This is a genomic window from Micromonospora matsumotoense (assembly GCF_900091525.1).
GTDB classification, from domain to species: domain Bacteria; phylum Actinomycetota; class Actinomycetes; order Mycobacteriales; family Micromonosporaceae; genus Micromonospora; species Micromonospora matsumotoensis.
Genome location: NZ_FMCU01000006.1, coordinates 304,630 through 326,581, shown reverse-complemented (window position 1 = coordinate 326,581; position 21,952 = coordinate 304,630). Strand labels below are relative to the sequence as shown.

At 73.5% G+C, this 21,952-nt stretch carries 19 protein-coding genes; 9 read left to right on the top strand and 10 right to left on the bottom strand.

The features are described from left to right. Window positions 1–123 precede the first annotated feature (123 nt). The 7 genes from GA0070216_RS15395 (at window position 124) to GA0070216_RS15365 (ending at window position 6,790) form a co-directional block, all read left to right on the top strand. A complete protein-coding gene (locus GA0070216_RS15395) occupies window positions 124–573 on the top strand; it encodes a hypothetical protein (protein ID WP_176738980.1) in 450 nt (149 codons plus the stop codon). Further along, entirely contained in the window at window positions 570–1,019 is a 450-nt protein-coding gene (locus tag GA0070216_RS15390) for a ferritin-like domain-containing protein (RefSeq protein WP_091246055.1), read from the top strand. The genes GA0070216_RS15395 and GA0070216_RS15390 overlap by 4 nt, the downstream gene beginning before the upstream one ends. 275 nt (window positions 1,020–1,294) lie before the next feature. After that, window positions 1,295–1,882: a PadR family transcriptional regulator gene (locus GA0070216_RS15385; RefSeq protein ID WP_091246050.1), complete on the top strand. Its 588-nt coding sequence runs from the start codon at window positions 1,295–1,297 to the stop codon at window positions 1,880–1,882. Further along, window positions 1,879–2,613, top strand: coding sequence for an ABC transporter ATP-binding protein (locus tag GA0070216_RS15380; protein ID WP_091246047.1), 735 nt, complete (start codon window positions 1,879–1,881; stop codon window positions 2,611–2,613). The genes GA0070216_RS15385 and GA0070216_RS15380 overlap by 4 nt, the downstream gene beginning before the upstream one ends. Then, window positions 2,610–5,474 (top strand): FtsX-like permease family protein, encoded by a 2,865-nt coding sequence (locus tag GA0070216_RS15375; protein WP_245722518.1) that lies wholly within the window; start codon window positions 2,610–2,612, stop codon window positions 5,472–5,474. Before GA0070216_RS15380 ends, GA0070216_RS15375 begins: the two co-directional genes overlap by 4 nt. Before the next feature lie 108 nt (window positions 5,475–5,582). Next, window positions 5,583–6,062, top strand: a complete 480-nt coding sequence (locus GA0070216_RS15370; protein WP_091246269.1) for a nitroreductase/quinone reductase family protein — start codon at window positions 5,583–5,585, stop codon at window positions 6,060–6,062. After that, window positions 6,059–6,790 carry a nucleotidyltransferase domain-containing protein gene (locus GA0070216_RS15365; RefSeq protein ID WP_245722517.1) on the top strand — a complete coding sequence of 244 codons (732 nt, stop codon included), beginning with the start codon at window positions 6,059–6,061 and terminating at the stop codon, window positions 6,788–6,790. Before GA0070216_RS15370 ends, GA0070216_RS15365 begins: the two co-directional genes overlap by 4 nt. A 67-nt stretch (window positions 6,791–6,857) precedes the next feature. On the opposite strand, the gene GA0070216_RS15360 is transcribed toward GA0070216_RS15365, so the two are convergent. Together GA0070216_RS15360 and map are read right to left on the bottom strand one after the other, a co-directional pair. After that, window positions 6,858–7,574 (bottom strand): VIT1/CCC1 transporter family protein, encoded by a 717-nt coding sequence (locus GA0070216_RS15360; RefSeq protein WP_091246044.1) that lies wholly within the window; start codon window positions 7,572–7,574, stop codon window positions 6,858–6,860. Next, entirely contained in the window at window positions 7,571–8,428 is an 858-nt protein-coding gene (gene map, locus GA0070216_RS15355) for a type I methionyl aminopeptidase (RefSeq protein WP_091246041.1), read from the bottom strand. Before map ends, GA0070216_RS15360 begins: the two co-directional genes overlap by 4 nt. Window positions 8,429–8,520: 92 nt before the next feature. Here map and GA0070216_RS15350 point away from each other — a divergent pair, with 92 nt between their 5' ends. Continuing rightward, window positions 8,521–8,835, top strand: a complete 315-nt coding sequence (locus tag GA0070216_RS15350) for an STAS domain-containing protein (protein ID WP_245722516.1) — start codon at window positions 8,521–8,523, stop codon at window positions 8,833–8,835. A 74-nt stretch (window positions 8,836–8,909) separates the two neighbouring features. Here GA0070216_RS15350 and GA0070216_RS15345 read toward each other — a convergent pair whose 3' ends face one another. The 6 genes from GA0070216_RS15345 to GA0070216_RS15320 all read right to left on the bottom strand — a co-directional run bounded on the left by GA0070216_RS15345 (window position 8,910) and on the right by GA0070216_RS15320 (window position 17,708). Then, window positions 8,910–12,566 carry a SpoIIE family protein phosphatase gene (locus GA0070216_RS15345; protein WP_091246036.1) on the bottom strand — a complete coding sequence of 1,219 codons (3,657 nt, stop codon included), beginning with the start codon at window positions 12,564–12,566 and terminating at the stop codon, window positions 8,910–8,912. Window positions 12,567–12,758: 192 nt separating this feature from the next. After that, window positions 12,759–13,310 (bottom strand): pyridoxamine 5'-phosphate oxidase family protein, encoded by a 552-nt coding sequence (locus tag GA0070216_RS15340; protein WP_091246033.1) that lies wholly within the window; start codon window positions 13,308–13,310, stop codon window positions 12,759–12,761. Window positions 13,311–13,371: 61 nt separating this feature from the next. Continuing rightward, window positions 13,372–14,052 (bottom strand): gamma-glutamyl-gamma-aminobutyrate hydrolase family protein, encoded by a 681-nt coding sequence (locus GA0070216_RS15335; RefSeq protein WP_091246263.1) that lies wholly within the window; start codon window positions 14,050–14,052, stop codon window positions 13,372–13,374. Between the two features lie 77 nt (window positions 14,053–14,129). Continuing rightward, window positions 14,130–14,897: a 3-oxoacyl-ACP reductase gene (locus tag GA0070216_RS15330; RefSeq protein ID WP_091246030.1), complete on the bottom strand. Its 768-nt coding sequence runs from the start codon at window positions 14,895–14,897 to the stop codon at window positions 14,130–14,132. A gap of 5 nt (window positions 14,898–14,902) precedes the next feature. Then, on the bottom strand, window positions 14,903–16,249 hold the full coding sequence (locus GA0070216_RS15325) for an aldehyde dehydrogenase family protein (protein WP_245722525.1): 1,347 nt from the start codon (window positions 16,247–16,249) through the stop codon (window positions 14,903–14,905). 94 nt (window positions 16,250–16,343) lie between these two features. Then, on the bottom strand, window positions 16,344–17,708 hold the full coding sequence (locus GA0070216_RS15320) for a glutamine synthetase family protein (protein ID WP_091246021.1): 1,365 nt from the start codon (window positions 17,706–17,708) through the stop codon (window positions 16,344–16,346). A gap of 563 nt (window positions 17,709–18,271) precedes the next feature. Here GA0070216_RS15320 and GA0070216_RS15315 point away from each other — a divergent pair. Further along, complete coding sequence (locus GA0070216_RS15315; protein ID WP_141723101.1) at window positions 18,272–18,865, top strand: hypothetical protein; 594 nt, start codon at window positions 18,272–18,274, stop codon at window positions 18,863–18,865. Window positions 18,866–18,981: 116 nt separating this feature from the next. Here the strand turns inward: GA0070216_RS15315 and GA0070216_RS15310 are convergent, their stop codons facing one another. Continuing rightward, complete coding sequence (locus tag GA0070216_RS15310) at window positions 18,982–20,625, bottom strand: amino acid permease (protein ID WP_245722515.1); 1,644 nt, start codon at window positions 20,623–20,625, stop codon at window positions 18,982–18,984. Window positions 20,626–21,248: 623 nt separating this feature from the next. Beyond that, entirely contained in the window at window positions 21,249–21,749 is a 501-nt protein-coding gene (locus tag GA0070216_RS15300) for a DUF456 domain-containing protein (protein WP_091246011.1), read from the bottom strand. Window positions 21,750–21,952 lie beyond the last annotated feature (203 nt).

Genomic DNA, 21,952 nt, shown 5'->3' with positions numbered 1-21,952 from the left:
GGGGGCCCCGGCGGCGCACCGACGGCGGTCGTCCGGCGGTCGACGCGGATGGTGTTGACTTGTCCGGTGGCCACGGGCAGAACAACGACGCACCCCGACGGAACGGGGCAATCCCGGCGCACGGTGCTGCGCACCGGTGCGCTACTGGCGGTCGGCGCCGCCGCGGTGCCGCTGACCGGGTGTGGTCTCCTCGACCGGGACGGACCCACCCCACCACCCGACCCGCTGGAACCCCTGGCGGCCGAGTCCCGGGAGCTGGCCGCCCGGCACCGGGCCGCGATCACCGCCGATCCGGGGCTGGCCGACCGGCTCACCCCGATCGCCGACGCGCACACCGCGCACGCCGACGAGCTGCGCCGGCTGATCGGCCGCCCCGAACCCTCCGGCCCGGCGGCACCGGGCCCGACCGTCGTCGACGGCGCGCGGAACACCCTCCTGGCCGAGCTGCGGGCCGCCGAACAGAGCGGCCGGGACAACGCGGCGAAGGCGTGCGCCGACGCGCCGGGCGACCGGGCCGCGCTGCTCGGTACGATCGCCGCCGCCCGGGCCACCCACCTGGAGGCGCTGAAGTGAACCGCCGGACCGCCCCGGCCGCGCCCGGCGACGCGCTCGCCGGCGCGTTGGCCGCCGAGTACGCCGCGATCTACGCCTACGGCCCGATCGGGGTACGACTCACCGACGCGGACCGGCGGGCAGCCCGCACCGCCGAAGCCGCCCACCGGGCCCGACGTGACGCGCTGGTGCTCCAACTCAGCGCCACCGGCGGCACCGTCCCCGCCGATCAGGCCGGCTACGCACTGCCGTTCCCGGTCACCGACCGGGCCAGCGCGTTGCGGCTGGCGGTGCAGGTGGAGGACCGCACCGCGGCGTTCTGGCGGGCGGCGCTGCCGGTCACCACCGGCGCGGACCGCACCCGGGCACTCAACGCGCTGACCGACTGCGCGGTACGGGCCACCCGGTGGCGGCGCAGCGCCGGGATCACCCCGCTGACCGTCCCCTTCCCCGGCCGCCCCGCCTGACCACCGGACCGCCCCACCGACCCGACCCACCGGACCAATCCGCCTGACCGACCCACCGAACCGACCCACCTGGACGACCCACCGAACCGGCCGCCGGGCCACCGCACCGACCGGCCGACGTGCCGGGCCGGCGTCGACACGATTTCCCGGAGAGACAGATCACCCCCGCCCGGTCGGGGTTTTCCGCCTTATTCGACTGATTCAGCGGGTTTGCAGGGCTGTCCCGCACGCGCAGCGGTTGCGGTCCGCATACGGGGTATGCATACTCCGTTGCCATGTCCATCCGTCACGGCCTGCTCGCCCTGCTCGAGCGCGGCCAGATGTACGGCTACCAACTCCGGGCCGCGTTCGAGGAGTCGACCGGCTCGACCTGGCCGCTGAACATCGGGCAGGTCTACACCACCCTCAACCGGCTGGAACGCGACGGCCTGGTCCGCTCGCTGCCCGAGCACGAGGGCGGCCAGCGGCCGTACGAGATCACCGATGCCGGACGGGCGGACCTGGCGCTGTGGTTCGTCACCCCGATCAGCCGCAACGACCGGCCCCGGGACGAACTGTCCATCAAGTTGGCCCTGGCGCTGACCACCCCCGGGGTGGACGTCCGGGCCGTGGTGCAGACCCAGCGCAGCGCCACCATGCGTACCCTGCAGGAGCTGACCCGGCTGAAGTACACCAGCGACCGGCCCGAGGACCTGCCCTGGCGGCTGGTGCTGGACGCCATGATGTTCCAGGCCGAGGCGGAGATCCGCTGGCTCGACCACTGCGAGACCAGCCTGGTCCGGCACCGACCGGCGGCGCCCACCGCACGCAGCGGGTCACCGCCGGAGGTGGTGGACCGGGCCGACGAGGAGGCGCACCGGTGACCGGCCCGGACTGTGCGGTGCTCGAACTGCGCGACGTCCACCGCACCCACGGCGACGGGGAGGCGGCGGTGCACGCGCTGCGCGGGGTCAGCCTCACCGTTCGACCGGGTGAACTGGTGGCCGTGATGGGTCCCTCCGGCTCCGGCAAGTCGACCCTGCTCACCCTGGCCGGCGGGCTCGACCGGCCGACCGCCGGTGAGGTGCTGGTCGAGGGAGAGCAGCTGGGGGCGTTGAACGGTCGGCGGCTGGCCCGGCTGCGTCGTCGCCGGATCGGCTACGTCTTCCAGGATCTGAACCTGCTCGGCAGCCTCACCGCCGTGGAGAACATCGCCCTCCCCCTCGAACTCGACGGCGTCGGGGTGCGGCAGGCCCGGCGGGCCGCTCTGGCGGCCCTGGACGAGGTGAGCCTGACCGGGCTCGGCGCACGCTTCCCGGACCAGATGTCCGGGGGGCAGCAGCAACGGGTGGCGATCGCCCGGGCACTGGTCGGCGAGCGGCGGCTGGTGCTGGCCGACGAGCCCACCGGGGCGCTGGACTCGCAGACCGGGGAGGCGGTGCTGCACCTGCTGCGCCGCCGGGTCGACGCGGGCGCAGCCGGGGTGCTGGTGACCCACGAGGCCCGGCACGCGGGCTGGGCGGACCGGGTGGTCTTCCTCCGCGACGGCGTCATGGTCGACTCCACCGCCCCACTGACCGGGGTCGAGCACCTGCTCTCCGGCAGCGGCCGGTGAGCGGGCCGCACCGCCCCGACCGGCCGCACCGCCCCACCCGGGTCGACCGGACCGATCGGGCGGACCAGCGGCCCCGACCGGACCCGACCGCCGGATCGACCGGTCACCTCGACCCGGCCGGCCCGCGACGCCGGCCCGGACTGTCCGGTCGGCTCGGCGAGACGGTCGGGTCGTGGCGGGCGGCGCTGCGGATCGCCCGGCGGGAGGCCCGCCGGGCCCGGGGGCGCACCGCGCTGGTGCTGGCGATGATCGCGCTGCCCGTGCTGGCGTTGAGTTTCGTCGCGGTCACCTACGACATGGCCGACCTCACCCGGGTGGAACAGTTCGACCAGCGGCTCGGTGCCGCTGACGTCGAGGTGCGCTGGGTGGCGGAGAACCCACTCCACCAGGACCCCTGGGGCGAGGCGAACTGGGCCCGCGAGGGTGAGCAGGTGACCCGGGAGCGGCCGGTGAGCCGGGCGGCGGTCGAGGCGCTGCTGCCCCCTGGTAGCCGGGCCAGCCAGGTCAGCTGGTGGGTGCCGTTCGAGGTCCGGATCGGTGATCGGACCATCACGCTGGACGGGCGGGCGCTGGACCTTACCGACCCGCTGCCCCGGTCGACGGTGCGCCTGCGCTCCGGTCGGGTGCCCGCCGCCTCCGACGAGGTCGCGGTCAGCGAACAGGCCGCCAGGCGACTGGGCGTACGGGTCGGTGGGACGGTCGCCGCCGCCGACGGTTCCGGCCGCTGGCGGGTGGTCGGCGTGGTGGAGTTCCCCGACCAACTGGGTGAGGTGGTGGCCCTGACACCGGGCGGGCTGGCCCGTGTCAGTCGTGACAGCTACGACAACAGTTGGCTGGTCGACCTCCCCGGTGTCCCGGACGCCGCCCTGGTGGAGCGACTCAACGCGCACGGCGTCACGATCGGTGCCCGGACGCCGGTGCCCAGCGGGCAGCCGTCCGACACGCAGGAACCGCGCGCCGCCCTGCCCGACCCGGTGGCGGCGAGCAACACGGTGCTGGTCGGTGGGCTCGGCCTGCTGGAGGTCGTCCTGCTGGTCGGTCCGGCCTTCGCGGTCGGGGTCCGCCGTCGGCGGCGGGACCTGGCGCTGGTCGCGGTGGCCGGCGGCGACCCGGTGCACCTGCGGCGGATCGTGCTCGCCGACGGGGTCGTCCTCGGCGGGCTCGGGGCGGCGCTCGGGCTGCTGCTCGGCGTCACCACCGCGTTCACCGCCCGACCGCTGGTCGAGGTCTATGTGCTGGGCGAGCGCAGCGGCGGTTACCGGGTCTTCCCGGCGGCGCTCGCCGCGATCGCGGCCGTCGCGGTGCTGGCCGGGGTGCTGGCCGCGCTCGCCCCGGCGCTGACCGCCGCCCGGCAGGACGTGGTGGCCGGGTTGGCCGGTCGCCGGGCCGCACCGCCGCACCGCCGCCGCTGGCTGTTCCTCGGGGTGCTGCTCACCGCGTTGGGTACCGGGGCCGCCTTCCTCGGGGCCGGCCGGAGCAACACCCCGCTGATCCTCACCGGGCTGATCCTGGGCGAGTTGGGCCTCGTCTTCGCCACTCCCACGCTGATCGGGCTGCTCGCCCGGCTCGGTCGGTTGCTGCCACCGGCGCCCCGGATCGCGCTGCGCGACGCCAGCCGTAACCGTTCCTCGGCCGCCCCGGCCATCTCGGCGGTGATGGCCGCCGTCGCCGGCAGCGTCGCCCTCGGCGTCTACGTGGCCAGCGACGACGCGCGCAACCGGGCCGAGTGGCAACCGGCTCTGCCGCCGGGTCGGGTGCTGCTGTGGCGGGCGGACCGGGACGGCACCGGCCCGCTGCCCCCGCTACCACTGGTCACCGAGCGGGTCCGGGCCGAGTTGGGGCCCGCAGCGGTGCTACCGCTGGCGGTGCCGGGCTGCGTCGACGAGGACCCGGACGGGTACTGCTCGGTAACGCCGGTGCTCCCACCGGAGCGGACCTGCCCCTACGACGGGGAGTCGTACCGCACGGCGGCGGTGCGCCGGCAGGCGCTGGCCGACCCGCGCTGTGTGCCGCTGGCGCGGACGATGAGCGGCCCCTACCTGCCCACCCTGGTCGACGACGGGACCGCCCTCGGGGTGATCAGCGGTGCCCCCCGGGACGAGTTGGTGGCGGCCACCGCCGTGCTGCGGGCCGGCGGCGCGGTGGTGACCGATCCCCGGTACCTGGCCGACGGCCGGGTGGTGGTCCGGGTCGAGCGGTCGACCGGCGGTTCCAGTCCACCGAAGGCGACCACGACCACCCTCCCCGGATACCTGCTGCGCGGCGGGCTGCCGGTCGACCGGCTGGTGCTCTCCCCGGCCGCCGCGGACCGGGCCGGCCTGACCGCGCAGCCGATCGGTTTCGCCGTCGACACCCCCGTCGCGCCGGCCCCCGCACAGATCGACCGGGCCGTCACCGCGCTGCGGCCGGTGCTGCCGGTGTCGGCGGAGGTGGAACGCGGCCCGCCCGCCTCCGAGCAGCGGCCGGTGCTGCTCCTGCTGGCCGTCGCCGCCGGGGTGATCACGGTGGGCGCCGCCGGGGTGGCCACCGGGCTCGCGGCGGCGGAGGGTCGTCGGGACCTCTCCACGCTCGCCGCGGTGGGCGCCAGTCCTCGGGTACGCCGGGTGCTCTCGCTCTGCCAGGCGGGGGTGATCGCCGTGGTGGGTTCGGTGCTCGGCATCGCCGCCGGCCTCGCCTCCGCACTGATCATCCTGACCTCGGTGAACCGCCAGTACGCCGCGGCGTGGCCCGTCCAGCTGCCGTACCCGATGGTGGTGCCCTGGCAGACCCTCGGGGTGCTGGTGGTGGTGCCGTTGGTGGCGATGCTCGGTGCCGGCCTGTTCACCCGCTCCCGCCTCGCGGTCGAACGCCGGTTGGACTGAGCGCCGGTGGGACCGAGTGCCGACCGCGGCGGGCCGGACGGGCCCGCCGCCACCGGTGCGACTCGACCGGTGGGTGCGGACACCGCCACGACCAGGCACACTGGCCGGGTGCCCGTACTCGGAACCCTCACCCGCCGGCTCGGTCACCACGAGTGGTTCGGCACCGCCATGCGGCTGCTGGTCCCCGCCGACCGGTTGGTCGGACGGCTCACCCGGGGCCGGGTGGTGGCGCTGGGGCTGGTCCCCTCGCTGATCATCACGACCACCGGACACCGCTCCGGGCTGCCCCGCAGCAACCCCCTGCTGTACGTGCCGGACGGCGACGGTTTCGTGGTGATCGGGTCCAACTGGGGCCAGCCGCGCCAGCCGGGTTGGGTGCTCAACCTGCGCGCCCGGCCCCAGGCGGAGGTGGCCGTCAAGGGTCGCCGGCTCGCCGTCCGGGCCGATCTGGCCACCGGGGCCGAGCGGGAGCGGCTCTGGCAGTTGCTGGTCACCGAGTGGCCGGCATACCGGACGTACGTGCGGCGGGCCGGCGGCCGGGAGATCCACATCTTCCGGCTGGCCCCGACCGGCCCCGGTCGACAGTGACGCTGCCGGAGCCGGCGGCCGGGGTGGACCCGGACGATCCGCGCTGGCAGGTCGCCGGGCGGACGGCCGACGCGGCGCGGCGGCGCTTCCCGGCGGACATCCTCGCGGTGGCCGTGCACGGCCCGTTGGCGCACGGCGACGACGACGGCGGCGGGGACGCCGAGGTCGGGTTGCTGCTGGTCACCTACCGGGCGGGCGGCGGGCCGGCTCCGTCGAGCCGACGGATCGACGGGGTGCTTGTCGAACTGACCGTCACCGGTGCCGACGACCACCTGCGGCGGGCCCGGACGCTGACCCCGCGCTGGCCGCTGACCGCCGACCGCTACGTCACCACCGTCGCACTGTACGACCCGACCGGCTGGCTGCGGACCCTGCGCGACGAGCACCTGGGCCGGTTGGCGCGGGCCCGGCCGGCCGAGTTCAGCGCCGCCGCGCGGGACGCCTGGTACCCGGGCTGGGCGGCGCACGCCCGCGCCGCCCGGCTCGCCGAGTGGTACGAGACCGACCAGGCGCTGGTGATGCTCGCCGAGGCCCGGCTGGCGGCGGCCACGGTCAACGGGCTGCTCAGCCGCACCTACTTCCGGGACCCGGGGGACGCGGTACGGCGTACCGGGCTGGCCGGTGCGGACATGACCGAGGTGGGCCGGGTGCTGACCGGGCAGGCCGAGGAGCTGGCCGCCCGGGGCCGACCGGTCGACGGCACGGTGGACGACCTGCTCACCCGCTGAGCACCGGCACCGGCACCGGCAGACCAACTGACCGGCCGCGACGACCGACCCTGCCGGCGACAACGGTCTAGCCGAGACCGCCCTGGACCCCGATCAGCATCCCGATCAGGTAGGTCGCACCGGCCGCCGCCGCGCCGAGCAGCAACTGCCGCAGTCCGCCGGACCACCACGGGCGGTGGGTGAACCGGGCCACGACCGCCCCGGCCACGAAGAGTCCCACCCCGCCGACGGCGAGCGCCAACACGAGGCTGGTGGAGCCGAGCAGGTAGCTCAGCAGCGGGATCAACGCGCCGATGGAGAAGCAGAGGAACGACGAGATCGCCGCCGCCCAGGGGCTGGGTTGTTCGTCGGGGTCGACGCCCAACTCCTCCCGGACGTGCACCCGCAGCGCCTCCTCCGGGTTGCGGCGCACCGCCTCGGCGACCTGGTCGGCCAGGTCGCGGGGCAGGCCCCGGGCCACCCAGGCGTCGGACAGCTCGCGGGCCTCGGCCTCCGGGTGCCGTTCCAGCTCGCGCCGTTCCTTGGCCACCTCGGCGGCGACCTGCTCGTTGGCCGAACGGACGCTGGTGTATTCGCCCAGGCCCATCGAGATGGCGCCGGCGACCAGGCCGGCGGTGCCGGTCAGCACGATGCTGTGCGGGGACACCCCACCGCCGCCGACCCCGGCGATCAGGGCGATGTTGGTGACCAGCCCGTCCATCGCGCCGAAGACGGCCGGCCGCAGCCACCCGCCGGACACGTCCGCGTGGTGCGCCTCGCGCAGCGCCGCAGGGGTTTCGGTCACGGCAGGGTGAGGATCTCGTGGCTGTCGTCGGTGACGACGATGGTGTGCTCGAACTGGGCGGTCCACCGGCGGTCCTTGGTGACGACCGTCCAGCCGTCGTCCCACATGTCGTACTGGTAGGTGCCGAGGGTGATCATCGGCTCGATGGTGAAGGTCATGCCCGGCTCCATCACGTCCGTCGGCCGGGGGCTGTCGTAGTGCGGCACGTAGAGGCCGCTGTGGAACGCCTCGCCGATGCCGTGGCCGGTGAAGTCGCGGACCACCCCGTAGCCGAACCGCTTGGCGTACGACTCGATGACCCGGCCGATGGCGTTGATCTGCCGGCCGGGGCGGACCGCCCGGATGCCCCGCATCATCGCCTCGTGGGTGCGTTCGACCAGCACCCGGGCCTCCTCGCTGACCGCGCCCACGCAGAAGGTGGCGTCGGTGTCGCCGTGCACCCCGTCGAGGTAGGCCGTGACGTCGACGTTGATGATGTCGCCGTCGGCGAGCACTGTGGAGTCGGGGATGCCGTGGCAGATCACCTCGTTGATGCTGGTGCAGCAGGACTTGGGGAAGCCCTTGTAGCCCAGCGTCGAGGGGTACGCGCCGTGGTCGACGAGGAACTCGTGCACCACCCGGTCGATCTCGTCGGTGGTCACCCCGGGCTTGCAGTGCGCACCGGCGAGCTGGGTGGCCTGCGCCGCCAACCGGCCGGCGACCCGCATCTTCTCGATGGTCTCCGGGGTCTGCACGTGCGAGCCGCGCCACTGCTGTGGTTGCGTCTTGCCCACGTACTCCGGTCGGGCGATGTGCCCAGGGACCGCTCGCCACGGGGAGAGCGTGCCTGGGGTCAACGGGGCACGGACGGTCATGACGACAGACTATCTCCGGGCGTCCGGACCGCCGTGCCGTGGCCGGCCCGTCGGTTGTTGCTGTGGCCACCGGGCTGTGCCATTGTGGCTTCGTGGATCTAGGGGGCGCACCTCCGGTGTTCTCCGCGAGCGCGGAGCTGGCAGGTGACCACGTCCACGTCACGGTGACCGGTGAGGTCGACATGGCCACCGCCGACACCATGATGCAGACCGCGCTCCGGGAGCCGGCCCGGCAGGTCACCCTGGATCTGCGCGCGGTCACCTTCTTCGACTCCGCCGCCATCCACGCCGTGGTCCAGCTCGCCCGGCGGTTTCCCGGCGCGCTGACCGTGTTCCCGTCCCGGCAGGTCAGCCGGGTGTTGGAGATCTCCGGCCTCGGCGGTCAGGACTGGCTCCGCCCGACCTGACCGACCGGTTCCACCTCCGCGCCGCGCCCGGACCACGCCGCCGACGCCCACCCAGGGGTCCGCGCCGGCCCGGCTCAGTCGGCCAGCCGGCGGCGCAGCGACACCTCGGTCCCCTCGTCGGTACGCCGTACCGTCAGCTCGCCCAGCGCCTCGATCAACGCGAGTCCCCGGCCCCGGAAACCCGCCCCGGTCGACTCGCGCCACCGGCCGCTGTCGCGCACCGTCGCCACCACCGTGCGGTCGACGATCGTGACCTCGACGCCGATCATCGGCCGGACCGGCGCGACCGGGTGCTCGATGGCGTTGGCGGCGGCCTCGGAGACGGCGACGATCAGGTCGAACAGGTCGTTCTCGCCGACGGAGTGGGCGACCAGGAAGTCCTCCAGTCGCTTGCGCAGCACGCTCAGCTGGGTCGGGTCGGCGGGCAGCCGCAGCGCGAAGCGGTTCAGCTCGGCGGCCTCCAGGGCCAGCACCGCGACGTCGTCGTGCCGGGTGCGCCCGTCGACCCGCCGCACCACCGCGTCCACCAGGTCGGTGATGTGCTCACCGCCGGTGCCGGCGTCCGCCCGGAGTTGGGCCAGTGCCGCGTCGATGCCGGCCTGGCGGTCCTCGATCAGGCCGTCGGTGTAGAGCAGCAGCCGACCGCCGGGGGCCAGTTCGCCCTCGACGGTGCGGTAGTCGGTGCCGGCGATCGCCCCGATCGGCGGCCCGAGAGCCCGCTCGTGCAGGAATGCCACGTCGTCTCCTCGGATCAGCAGGGGGGACGGATGACCGGCGCTGGCGTACCGCAGCCGGCCGGTGCGCACAGCGAAGGAGAGGCAGAACACGGTGGCGAACGACTGCCGCTCGGTCGAGCCGACCAGCCGGTTGAGCCGGGTCAACGACTGTCCCGGGTCGTACCCCTCCAGCAGGTACGCCCGCAGACCGTTGCGGAGCTGACCCATCGCCGCGGCGGCCCGGACGCCCTTGCCGACCACGTCGCCGATGACCAGCACCACCTCGTCGTCGCCGATGCCGATCACGTCGTACCAGTCGCCGCCGACCTCGACGTCGGTGCTGCCGGGCAGGTAGCGGCTGGCCACCAGCGCTCCGGGCAACTGGGGCAGCGACCGGGGCAGCAGGCTGTGCTGGAGGGTGGTGGCGATGCGGTGTTCGGCCTCGTAGAGCTGGGCGTTCTCCAGCCGTACCCCGACCAGGCGGGCCAGCTCCGCGACGGCGGCCTGGTCGGTGCTGTCGCCCTCGCGACGCCAGACCCGCAGCTCGCCGAGCTGCCCACCGGCGGTGCCGGTCAGTGGCAGCACCTGCGACGGCTCGGTGGCAGCGGCGCCGCCACCGTCGGCCTCGTGGCGTGCGCCGGTGACCGTGGTGACCAGCACCCGGGCCGCCTCGGCCAGGTGCAGGGCGTGCCGGGCGGCGACCTGGACCACCTCGGCGGTGGACTTCGCGGTGTTGACCGCCACGGCCGCGTCGGCGAGCGCCCGCAGCCGGCGGATGATCTGCCCGCGCAGCTGACCCAGCTCGACGTTGGCCCGGACCCGGGCGATCAGCTCCGCGCCGGAGAACGGCTTGGTGAGGTAGTCGTCGGCGCCCACCGAGAGGCCGGCGCCCACCTCGGCGGAGCCGGCCCGCGCGGAGAGCAGCACGATCGGCACGTGCCGGGTGCCCGGGTTCGCCCGCAACGCGGTGACCAGGCCGAAACCGTCCAGCCGGGGCATCATCACGTCGGTGAGCACCAGGTCGAAGGGGCTCCCGGTGGCCTCCTGGAGGGCCACCACGCCGTCCGGCACGGCCACCACCTCGTACTCGGGGCTGAGCAGGCGCGTGACGTGTTCGCGCAGGTCGGCGTTGTCGTCGGCGAGCAGGACCCGGCCCGCCCGCCCGGTGCCGCCGCCGGCCGGGGCGGCCTGCCCACCGTCGGTCCACAACGCGGTCTCCGCGACGTAGAGCGGCGCCTGCGACGACCCGGCGGTAGGCAGCGGCGCGGCGTCGGCGACCCGGTCGGCAGGCAGGTGCGCGGCGCCGAACGGCACGGTCACCGTGAAGGTGCTGCCCTGGTCGACCCGGCTCGCGGCGACCACCGTGCCGCCGTGCATCTCGACCAACTCCCGGACCAGGGCCAGCCCGATCCCGGTGCCCTCGTGGGTGCGTGACCGCGCCCCCGGCACCCGGTGGAACCGCTCGAAGACGTGCGGCAGTTCCCCGGCGACGATGCCCACCCCGGTGTCGGACACTTCCAGCCGGGCCGCGCCGTCCACCGTGCGCACCCGCACCCGGATCTCCCCGTCGAAGGTGAACTTCAGCGCGTTGGAGAGCAGGTTGAGGACGATCTTCTCCCACATGTCCCGGTCCAGGAAGACCGGTGCGGGCAGCGGCGGGCAGTCCACCACGAGCCGCAGCCCGGCCCGCGCCATCGCGGAGCGGAAGGTGCTGGCCAGCCGGGAGGTGTACTCCGCGAGGTCGGTGGGCTGGTAGTGGGCGGCCAGCCGGCCGGACTCCAGCCGGGAGAAGTCGAGCACCGTGTTGACCAGCTTGAGCAGGCGCAGCGCATTGCGGTGCATCACGGTGAGCCGGTCGAGGTGCGACGCGGGCAGCGTCGGGTCGGCCAGCATGTCCTCCAACGGGCCGAGGACCAGGGTCAGCGGGGTGCGGAACTCGTGGCTGACGTTGGCGAAGAAGTTGGTCTTGGCGCGGTCCAGCGCGGCCAGTTCGGCGGCGCGGACCCGCTCCTGCTCGTACACCCGCTGCTGGCCGACCAACCGGGAGACCTGCGCGGCGATCAGGCCGACGAAGTCGCGGTGCTCGTCGTTGCACGGCAGCCGGTCGGACCGGCCCACCACCAGCGCCCCGGCCGGCTCACTGGTGGCCGTCACCGGCAGCACCAGGGCCCGCTCGGCGACGCCGTCCGGCACCGTGCCGAACAGCGCGGCCACGTCGATCTCGTCGGCGACCCCACCGGCGGCGACCCGGGACAGCGCCGCGGGCAGCTCGGCCGGCACCCGGGCCGGATCGACGCCGCTGACTCCGGCCAGCACCGGACGGCCGGTCTCGTCGGTCAGGTGGATCAGGGCGAAGGGTACGTCCGCCCGGTACCCGTCCAGCACCGCCGCCGTGAGCTGTCCCAGCTCCGCCATGCTGCTGGCCGCGCCGAGCCGGGAACCGAGTTCGGCCAGCGCCCGCAGTCGACGTTCCCCGATGACCCGGCCGGTGGTCTCGTTGACGAAGCAGAAGACGCCGTTGACGCTGCCGTCGTCGTCCCGGATCGGGTCGTAGGAGATGTCGAAGTAGACCTGCTCGACGAAGCCGTGCCGGTCGAGCAGGAACGGGTGGTCCTCGCCCCGGTAGGACTCGCCGGTGCGGCGTACCCCGTCCAGCAGCGGGCCGAGCACCTCCCAGGTCTCCACCCAGTGCTCCCGCGCCGGCCGGCCGAGCGCGTGCGGGTGCTTGTCGCCGATGGTGGGCCGGTAGGCGTCGTTGTAGAAGGCCAACTGCTCGGGGCCCCAGAACATCACGATCTGGGCCCGGGACGAGAGCATCATGCCGATCGCGTGGCTCAGCGCCGCCGGCCAGGTGTCGGGGCTCCCCAACGGGCTGGCCGCCCAGTCGTGTTCGCGCAGCCGGCGGCCCATCTCGCCACCCGCCGCGAAGGCCCCGGCCAGCCATGGCGGGAGGGTGCGGTCGGCGGACAGTGCGGACAACCCTCGGCCGTCCTCGCCCCCACGGGCCGAGCTCATCCGCGCCCCCTGCTTCGGCCGGTCGTGCCCCCCAAACGCCTCGGCTGACGCCGGCCGCGTCCCGTCTTCTACCCCGACGGATCAGGAACGTAACGCACCGGTTCCGGCAGACGCTGGTAACCCGCGCCTCATCCTGCCGTCAACTGCCCGTCCCTGCACGGTGGGACCGGCGGGGGCACAGCCGGGCAGGGCTCAGAAGACCGGCAGGCCGTCGATGCTGGCCGCGTTCTTCGTCGCCCGGTAGGTGACCAGATCCTCGGCGGTACGCCGGGAGTGTGACGTGACCAACAGGTCCCGGTCGCCGCGATAGTCCATCAGGGGCACCGCGTAGCCGCAGGAGTCGCTGACCCGCTCCACCGTCACCCCGATCACGGCCCGGACGGCGTGCAGGTCCGGCGGCTCGGGGAAGTCGGCCAGCAGTGCGCCGAAGCCCGGGTCGGTGACGGGGGTGGCGACACCCCGCCCGTGCAGCCGGAGGATCTTCGGTGGGCCGTCGAAGGCGCAGAACATCAGCGTGATCCGACCGTTGTCCCGCAGGTGGGCGATCGTCTCCGCACCGCTGCCGTGGTAGTCGAGCCAGGCCACCCGGTGCGGGCCGAGCACCACGAAGGTGCCCCGCATCCCCTTGGGCGAGACGTTGACGTGCCCCTGCGCGCCACTGGGCGCGGTGGCCACGAAGAACATCGGCTGCGCCTCGACGAACTCCCGCAGCCGCCCGTCGAGCGCCGGATACACCGTCCCCATGCCGTCCATACTTCCGCCGCCGACCGCATTTCGGGACAGGTATCCCGCATCATGGGAAGTGTCAGGATCCCCGGGCCGCCCGGACCAGGGCGGTCACCGGGCGCGGGTCGTCGTCGTTCTCCGGATGCCACTGCACCCCCAGCAGGAACCGTCGCGCCGGGTCCTCCACCGCCTCCGCCACCGCGTCGTCGGCCCAGCCGGTGACGGTGAGCCGACCCGGGTCGGCCACCGCCTGATGGTGGTACGAGTTGACCCGGTCCACCCCGGCCAGCACCGCCGCCGTCCGGCTCCCCGGAGCGAACCGGACCGGGTGCGCCCCGTACACACCGGGGGCGGGACGGTGCCGGTCGTGACCCACCACGTCCGGCAGGTGCTGGTGCAGCGACCCACCGTGCGCGACGGCCAGCAACTGCATGCCCCGGCACACCCCGAGCACCGGCAGGTCGACGGCGAGCGCGGCGGCCAGCAGGGCCCACTCCCCGGCGTCCCGGTCCGGCCGGGGCTCGGTACGCGGGTCCACCGGTTGGCCGTACCGCTCCGGGCCGACGTCCGCACCGCCGGCCAGCAGCAGCCCGTCCAGGACGTCGACCACGTCGGCGTCCAGGTCGTCCGGGGGCAGCACCACGGCCCGACCACCGGCGGCGGTCACCGAACGGACGTACGCCTGCGGCACCAGCGACGCCGGGACGCCCCGCCAGACCGCCCAGCTCGCCGGCTCGACGTACCCGGTGATCCCGATCAGCGGACGGGACCGCCGGCCGGTCTCCCCGGGCCGGGCGGCGCGGACCGGCGGCCCGGCGGGATCGCCAGCCGGCCCGCTCACAGGGGTGTGACGTACGCGCCGGTGATGCCGCCGTCGACCACGAACTGCGCGGCGGTCATGAACGACGAGTCGTCGCTGGCCAGGAACGCCACCGCGGCGGCGATCTCCTCCGGTGCGCCGAACCGGCCCATCGGCACGTGGACGAGGCGGCGGGCGGCCCGCTCCGGGTCGGCGGCGAACAGCTCCAGCAGCAGCGGGGTGGCGACCGGGCCGGGGCAGAGCGCGTTGACCCGGATGCCCTCCCGGGCGAACTGCACGCCCAGCTCCCGGGTCATCGCCAGCACCCCGCCCTTGCTCGCGGTGTACGCGATCTGCGAGGTGGCCGCCCCCATCAGTGCCACGAAGGAGGCGGTGTTGATGATCGAGCCCTTGCCCTGCCGGCGCATGTGCGGGATGGCGTACTTGCAGCACAGGTAGACGCTGGTGGTGTTGACCCGCAGCACCCGCTCCCAGGCGTCCAGGCCGGTGTCGAGGATCGAGTCGTCGTCGGGCGGGGAGATGCCCGCGTTGTTGAACGCCACGTCGACCCGGCCGTGCCGCTCGGCGACCCCGTCGAAGAGGCTCCGCACGGCCGCCTCGTCGGCCACGTCGGTGTGGACGTACTCCCCGCCGACCTCCTCGGCGACCCGCCCGCCGGCCTCGTCGTCGATGTCGACGCAGACCACCCGGGCCCCCTCGGCGGCGAACCGCCGCACGGTGGCCAACCCGATCCCGCTGCCCGCCCCGGTCACCACGGCGACCCGGTCCTGTAGCCGACCCTGCACGCGCCTCACTCCTCTGTGCTGATGAAGACGTTCTTGACGTCGGTGAAGGCGTGCAACGCGTCCGGTCCCAGCTCACGGCCGAGCCCGGAACGTTTCATCCCACCGAACGGGGTCCAGTAGCGCACCGAGGAGTGCGAGTTGACGCTCAGGTTGCCCGCCTCCACCGCGCGGGCCAGCCGCAGCGCCCGCCCGACGTCCCGGGTCCAGATCGAGCCGGACAGGCCGTACTCGGTGTCGTTGGCGAGCCGGACCGCATCGGCCTCGTCGTCGAACGGGAGCACCGAGACGACCGGCCCGAAGATCTCCTCCCGCCAGTGCCGGTCGGCCGGGGAGTCGGCGAGCAGCACCGTCGGGGCGTGCCAGAAGCCGGGGCCGTCGGGGCGGGCGCCGGTGAAGGCGACCGTCGCGCCGTCGAGGTAGCCGGCGACCCGGTCCCGGTGGGCGGCGGAGATCAGCGGGCCCATCTCGGCGGTCTCGGCGGCCGGGTCCTCCACCCGGAACGCCCGTACCGCCGGTTCGAGCAGTTCCAGGAACCGGTCGTAGACCGGGCGCTGCACCAGGATGCGGGAGCGGGCGCAGCAGTCCTGGCCGGCGTTGTCGAACACCGCGTACGGCGCGGTGGCCGCCGCCTTTTCCAAGTCGGCGTCGGCGAAGACCAGGTTGGCGCTCTTGCCGCCCAGCTCCAGGGTGACCCGCTTCACCTGGGCGGCGCAGCCGGCCATGATCCGGGTGCCGACCTCGGTGGAGCCGGTGAAGCAGACCTTGCGGACGGCCGGGTGGGTGACGAAGCGCTCGCCGACCACGTCCCCCCGGCCGGGCAGCACGGTGAACACCCCTTCCGGCAGGCCGGCGGCCAACCCCAGCTCGGCCAGCCGCAGCGCGGTCAGCGGGGTCAGCTCGGCGGGCTTGAGCAGCACCGTGTTGCCGGCGGCCAGCGCCGGGGCGAAACCCCAGCCGGCGATCGGCATCGGGAAGTTCCACGGCACGATCACCCCGACCACACCGAGCGGCTCGTGGAACGTGACGTCCCAGCCGCCGGGCACCGGGATCTGCTGCCCGGTCAGCCGCTCCGGCGCCCCCGCGTAGTAGTCGAGCACGTCGCGGACGTTGCCCGCCTCCCAGCGCGCGTTGCCGATGGTGTGCCCCGCGTTGCGCACCTCCAGCTGCGCCAACTCCTCGCGGTGGGTGTCGACCAGCGCGGCGAACCGCCGCAGGAGGCGTCCCCGGTCCCCGGGCGCGACCTGCCGCCACGTCTCGAACGCGGCGGCCGCCCGCGCGATCGCGGCGTCCACCTCCCCCGGCCCGGTCGCCGGCACCTCCGCGACCACCGTCCCGCTGGCCGGATCGAGCACCTGCGTCACCGCGTCCGCCCTTCCTCGTCGGTCCCGGAGCCCCGGCGTCCGGCCCCGCACCACGATCGCACGGCGGCTGCGGACGCGGCAGGGGTCAGAGCCGTTCGAAACCCCGGGTCAGTTCCCAGTCGGTGACGGCGGCGTCGAAGGCGGCCAGCTCGATCCGGGCCATGTTGGCGTAGTGGGCGTGCACCTCGGGGCCGAAGGCCGTCCGGGCGGTCTCGGAGCCCTCCCAGAGGGTCAGCGCGTCGCGGAGGGTGGCCGGGACCCGTTCGGCGGTCGGGTCGTCGTAGGCGTTGCCGGTGCACTCGTCGGCCAGCTCCAGCTCCTGCTCGATGCCGTGCACCGCCCCGGCGACCAGGGCGGCGATCGCCAGGTACGGGTTGACGTCCGCGCCGGGCACCCGGTTCTCCACCCGCATGCCCTGCCCGTGGCCGACCAGCCGCAGCGCGCAGGTGCGGTTGTCGGTGCCCCAGCGCAGCGCGGTCGGCGCGAACGAGCCGGGCTGGTAACGCTTGTAGGAGTTGATGTTCGGGGCGAAGAGCAGGCTCATCTCGCGCATGGTGGCGAGCAGCCCGGCCAGCACCCGCTGGCCGGTCACGCTGAGCTGCGCCGGCCCGTCGCCGAGCATCGCCGAGCGGCCGTCGACGTCACGCAGCGAGAAGTGGATGTGGCAGGAGTTGCCCTCCCGGGCGTTCGGCTTGGCCATGAAGGTGATCGACACACCCTCCTGGGCGGCGATCTCCTTGGCCCCGTTCTTGTAGATCACGTGGTGGTCGGCGCAGGCCACCGCCTCGTCGTAGCGGAAGGCGATCTCGTGCTGGCCGAGGTTGCACTCGCCCTTGGCGCTCTCCGGGGTGAGCCCCGCGCCGGCCATCTCGGTGCGGATGCGGCGCAGCAGCGGCTCCACCCGGGCGGTGCCGAGCAGCGAGTAGTCGACGTTGTACTGGTTGGCCGGGGTGAGGTCGCGGTAGCCGCGCTGCCAGGCCTCCTCGTACGAGTCGCGGTAGAGGACGAACTCCAGCTCGGTGCCGGCGTACCCGGTGAGCCCGTGGTCGGCCAGCCGGTCGAGCTGCCGGCGCAGGATCTGCCGGGGCGAGGCGACCACCGGGCCGGAGCCGTCCAGCCACTCCAGGTCGGCCAGGAGCAGGACGCTGCCCGGCTGCCAGGGCATCCGGCGCAGGGTGGACAGGTCGGGGCGCATGGCGAAGTCGCCGTAGCCGCGTTCCCAGCTCGACATCGCGTAGCCGTCGACGGTGTTCATGTCGACGTCCACGGCGAGCAGGTAGTTGCAGCCCTCGCTGCCGTTGGCCACCACCTGGTCGAGGAAGAACGGGGCGTGGAACCGTTTGCCCTGGAGGCGGCCCTGCATGTCGGTCAGGGCGAGCACCACCGTGTCGATCTCGCCCTCGGCGACGGCGACCCGGAGCTGTTCCAACGTGAGCGGGGCTTTCCTCATCCGTGCGCCTCCATCACCAAGGTCTACCGGGCCTAGCGGATCACCGTCAATGCCCCGTTCGGGCGTCCCGGCAAACCCACCACCTTCGGGCGCACCGACCCGGCCCGGGGCCGTCCCCGGCCGCCCGGCCCGCCGTGCCGAACCCGCCCCGCGATGGTTCGCCGCGCCCGGACGCCGACGCGGGACTGGACGCGGCTCCCCGCGCGAGACGAGCGGGAATTGTCGTGCGCACCACAACGGAAACGCTTTTCCCAAGCGCGGGAAAGGTGCGACACGACACCCTGCTCATCCGTTCGGACAAATACCCGGCACTCGGATCGGTAATCGCGCAGCCACCTTGCACGGAAGTTGAACCCTTGCCAGACTCGGATTCGATCGGGTGCGACGCACGGCACATTACCGGTCGACCCACAAGCCCGCTTTTCCGATGACCATCTGCGTATTCGCGCGAAATGCGTCGACCACGTCAACGGAGAGCGGATGTCCGGCCGAATTGGTCGCACCCGGCCGGCCGGCCCAGAAATGCCCGAACTGCTCCATCACGACGCACCGAAGGACGCAAAATGACGAGAGTACGTCTGAGTGGAAAGCCCCGGGCCCTCGCCGCCCTGGTGGCGATCGCCGTTTCCGCCGCGCTGCTCGCGGTGGCCAGCCCGACCCAGGCGGCACCCCGCGCCGCCGGGGCCGACGCCGCGAAGCCCTCGGCGGGATCGTCCGCCACCGGCGGCGCGACGGCCGGCCGCCTCGCTCCGCTCTCCGCCGGGGCCACCGGCCCGTCGGCGGGTTCCTACGGCACCCTCGCCTCGACCTCCGTGACGGGGACCGTCGGTTCCATCACCGTCACCTGCACGCTGACCCCGAGCACCCCGTTCGTCTACTACGGCGGCCCGTACGGTGGCGGTGAGGAGGGCCTCGCGACGGTCCGGTGCACCTACCCCGTCTACGCGGCCCAGGTCGAGGTCGCCCTGTTCCGCTACGGCACCCAGGTCACCTACAACACCTACACGAACTACAGCACCACCACCACGACCGCGGACACCGAGTACCCCCGGTCGAGCGGCGAATACAAAACGGGCGCGGACGCCTTCATCACCTGGAGCTACGGCGGCCCGACCACCTTCATTCCGCTCACCTTCAGCAACAGCATCTATCTCTGACATCCTGACCCGCGCCGACGGGACGTCCGCCGGCAACCGGGCAGCCCCTGGCCGGAACCCGCAGGGCTCCACCAGGGGCTGCCGCTCCGTACCGTCGGCGACCGGGACGTTCGCGGTCAGGCCGGTCCGTCGGCCCGCGCGGCGTCCGCCGCCGCATGCGCCCCCGACCCGGGTACGTCGACGGTCCGGCGCGGGCCGGTGAACCACTTCCGGGCCGAGGCGTACCACCAGATGCCCACCCCGAGCAGCACCCCGCCGACGGCCAGCGGCGCGTAGTTCACCGCCGACCAGCTGAACCCGTCGTTGCCGGGCACCCCGGCCGGCACGATCGGCAGCACGAAGTAGACCGAGATGATCACGATCTCGACCACCGCGATCCAGCCGAACAACTTGTACTTGCGCCCGAGCGTCCACGGCCCCGGCTCGAACCGGTCGCCGAGGCGCAGCCGCAGCGCGATCGGGATGACGAAGGACAGGTAGAGGCCGATCACCGCCACCGACACCACCGCGTAGAAGGCGACCGGGACACCGTCGCTCTGGTAGAGCGCCGGCAGGGTGAGCACCAGGCCGGCCAGCGTCGCCCCGATGATCGCGTTGGCCGGGGTGCCGTTACGGTCGACCTTGGACCAGAGCCGCCAGCCGGGCACCGCGCGGTCCCGGCTGAACGCGTACGCCATCCGGCTCATCGAGGTCACGCAGCTCATCCCGCAGAAGAACTGCCCGATGGTGGAGATGATGATGACCGTCTTGAAGAAGAACGGGGTCAACGCGGATTCGAAGATCGCCCCGGAGAACCCGCCGGCCGCGTTGATCGCGTCCACGTCGGTGGCGGCGAACAGGAACGCCAGCAGCAGGATCCAGCCGCCCACCGCCGAATAGAAGATCGACCGCCACAGCCCCTGGGCGGCGGCCTGCGACGCGCCCCGGGTCTCCTCGGAGACGTGCGCGCAGGCGTCGAAGCCGGTGATCGTGTACTGGGTGAGCAGGAATCCCAGCGGCAGCACATAGAACCAGAAGGTCAACCCACCGGTGCTGCCGTCACCGAACCCGGAGTTGTTGAACCGCTCGGTGAAGACGAACTGGAAGCTCTGGTGCTCGTCCGGCACCAGCAGCAGGATGGCCACCACGGCGGTGGCGCCGGCCACGTGCCACCAGACCGAGACGTTCTGGAGTACGTCGATGATCCGGTGCCCGAAGATGTTGATCAGCCCGTGCAGGGCCAGGATGATCACGAACAGGACGAATGCCTGCCGCAGCGTCCCCTCCCACCCGTCGAAGAGCGCCGACAGGGTCAGGTTGAGGAAGGTGGCACAGCCGTAGTCCACCGACGCGGTGACCGCGACCAGGCCGATCAGGTTGAGCCAGCCGGTGAACCAGCCGTGCACCGGCTTGCCCATCTTCGCCGCCCACCAGTAGATCCCCCCGGCGGTCGGGTACGCCGAGACCAGCTCGGCCAGGCAGAACCCGATGATCAGGATGAACAGCGAGATCAGCGGCCAGCCCCAGGAGATGGCGACCGGCCCGCCGTTGTTCCACGCCTGGCCGAAGGTGGTGAAACAGCCGGCCAGGATCGAGATGATCGAGAACGAGATGGCGAAGTTGGAGAAGCCGCTCCACTTGCGGTGCAACTCCTGCTGGTAGCCGAGTTCGGCGAGCCGTCGGGCGTCGTCGTCCGGCGCCTGCGGTGGTCCGGCGGTCGGCGGTTGCCCGGTGCCGGCGCTCGGCGGTTGCCCGGTGGTCGGCGGGGGCGTTGTGGCCACAGCACACCTCCCTGAGGTGGTACCCGGTACTGCCCCGGGTGATCCCGGTGCGAGTGCGCCCGAGTCTCGTCCCGCCGATCACCACGGTCAATCCGTCGCCGGTGCCGAACTCGTTAAATCGCGTCGCCCAGGCCCGGCGGTAATCAGGTTGCCCCGGGCACTGCACCGACGGATGCTTGAGCCCGTGACCAGGCCCGATCGCGACGGGCCGACGCCGGGCGCTCGGCAGGAGCCCGGCACCACGGCGGTGCGGGGCGTCCACCTCTCTCTCACGTACGGCGTCCCGCCGTACCCGACGGGCGTCCCGCCCCGCCACCCACTCCCGCCCTGCCACCCACTCCTGCCCCGCCACCCACTCCCGCCCTGCCACCCACTCCCGCCCTGCCCACTGCCGCCTGATCCACTGCCGCCTTGATCCACTCGCCTGGGTCGATGTTGCGGTACCCGCCGCGCACGGACACCGCAACGTCGACCCAGAAGAGTCAATCTTGCCGCCCCGACCTACTCCACCCTGATCGACTCGTCTTGATCGACTCGCTTGGGTCGACGTTGCGGTGTCCCGGCGGCCGGATGCCGCAACATCGGCCCAAGTGAGTCGATCTTGCCGGTGCCCGGCCTGCGGGTCAGGTGAAGAGGAGGCCGGCCACCCAGAGGGCGGCGATCATCAGGCCGGCCAGGAACTCCACCATCATGGACAGGCCGGCGGCCTTCAACGCCTGCACGGTCGCCGGCCAGGCGAGCTGGTTGCTGCCCAACCGCAGCCGCTCGGCCCCCCACACCCCGCCGACGAAGCCGATCACCAGGCCGATCACCGGGATGACGAAGAACCCGACCAGTCCGAGCAAACCCCCGACGAGCAGCGACGACGTCGGCACCCCGGTGCGCTTGAGGTTGCGCCCCGGCCAGGCATACTTGATCACAGCACCGGCGGCGGCGACCACGGTGGCCGCGCCGAGCACCGCCCAGCGGCCCGGCCCGGCATCGCTGAAGATCGCCCAGAGCAGCACCCCGCCCCAGCACAGCGGCAGCGCCGGCAGGCCGGGAACCACCACCCCGGCCAGCCCGGCGACGATCGCGATCGCCGCGACCACCGAGACCGCCGCCCCACCATCGGTCAGGCTCACCCCGCCACCTCTCCCCCGCCCGGTCCCGCCCCGGTCACGTCGACACCATGCCAGAGCACCGGGCTCCCCGCCGGCCACCCGCACCCGACCGGCCACTTCCGACCGGCCACTTCCAGCCACCCGCACCCGACCACCCGCACCCGACCAGCCGCTTCCGGTCACCCGCACCCGACCAGCCGCACCCGACCAGCCGCTTCCGGTCA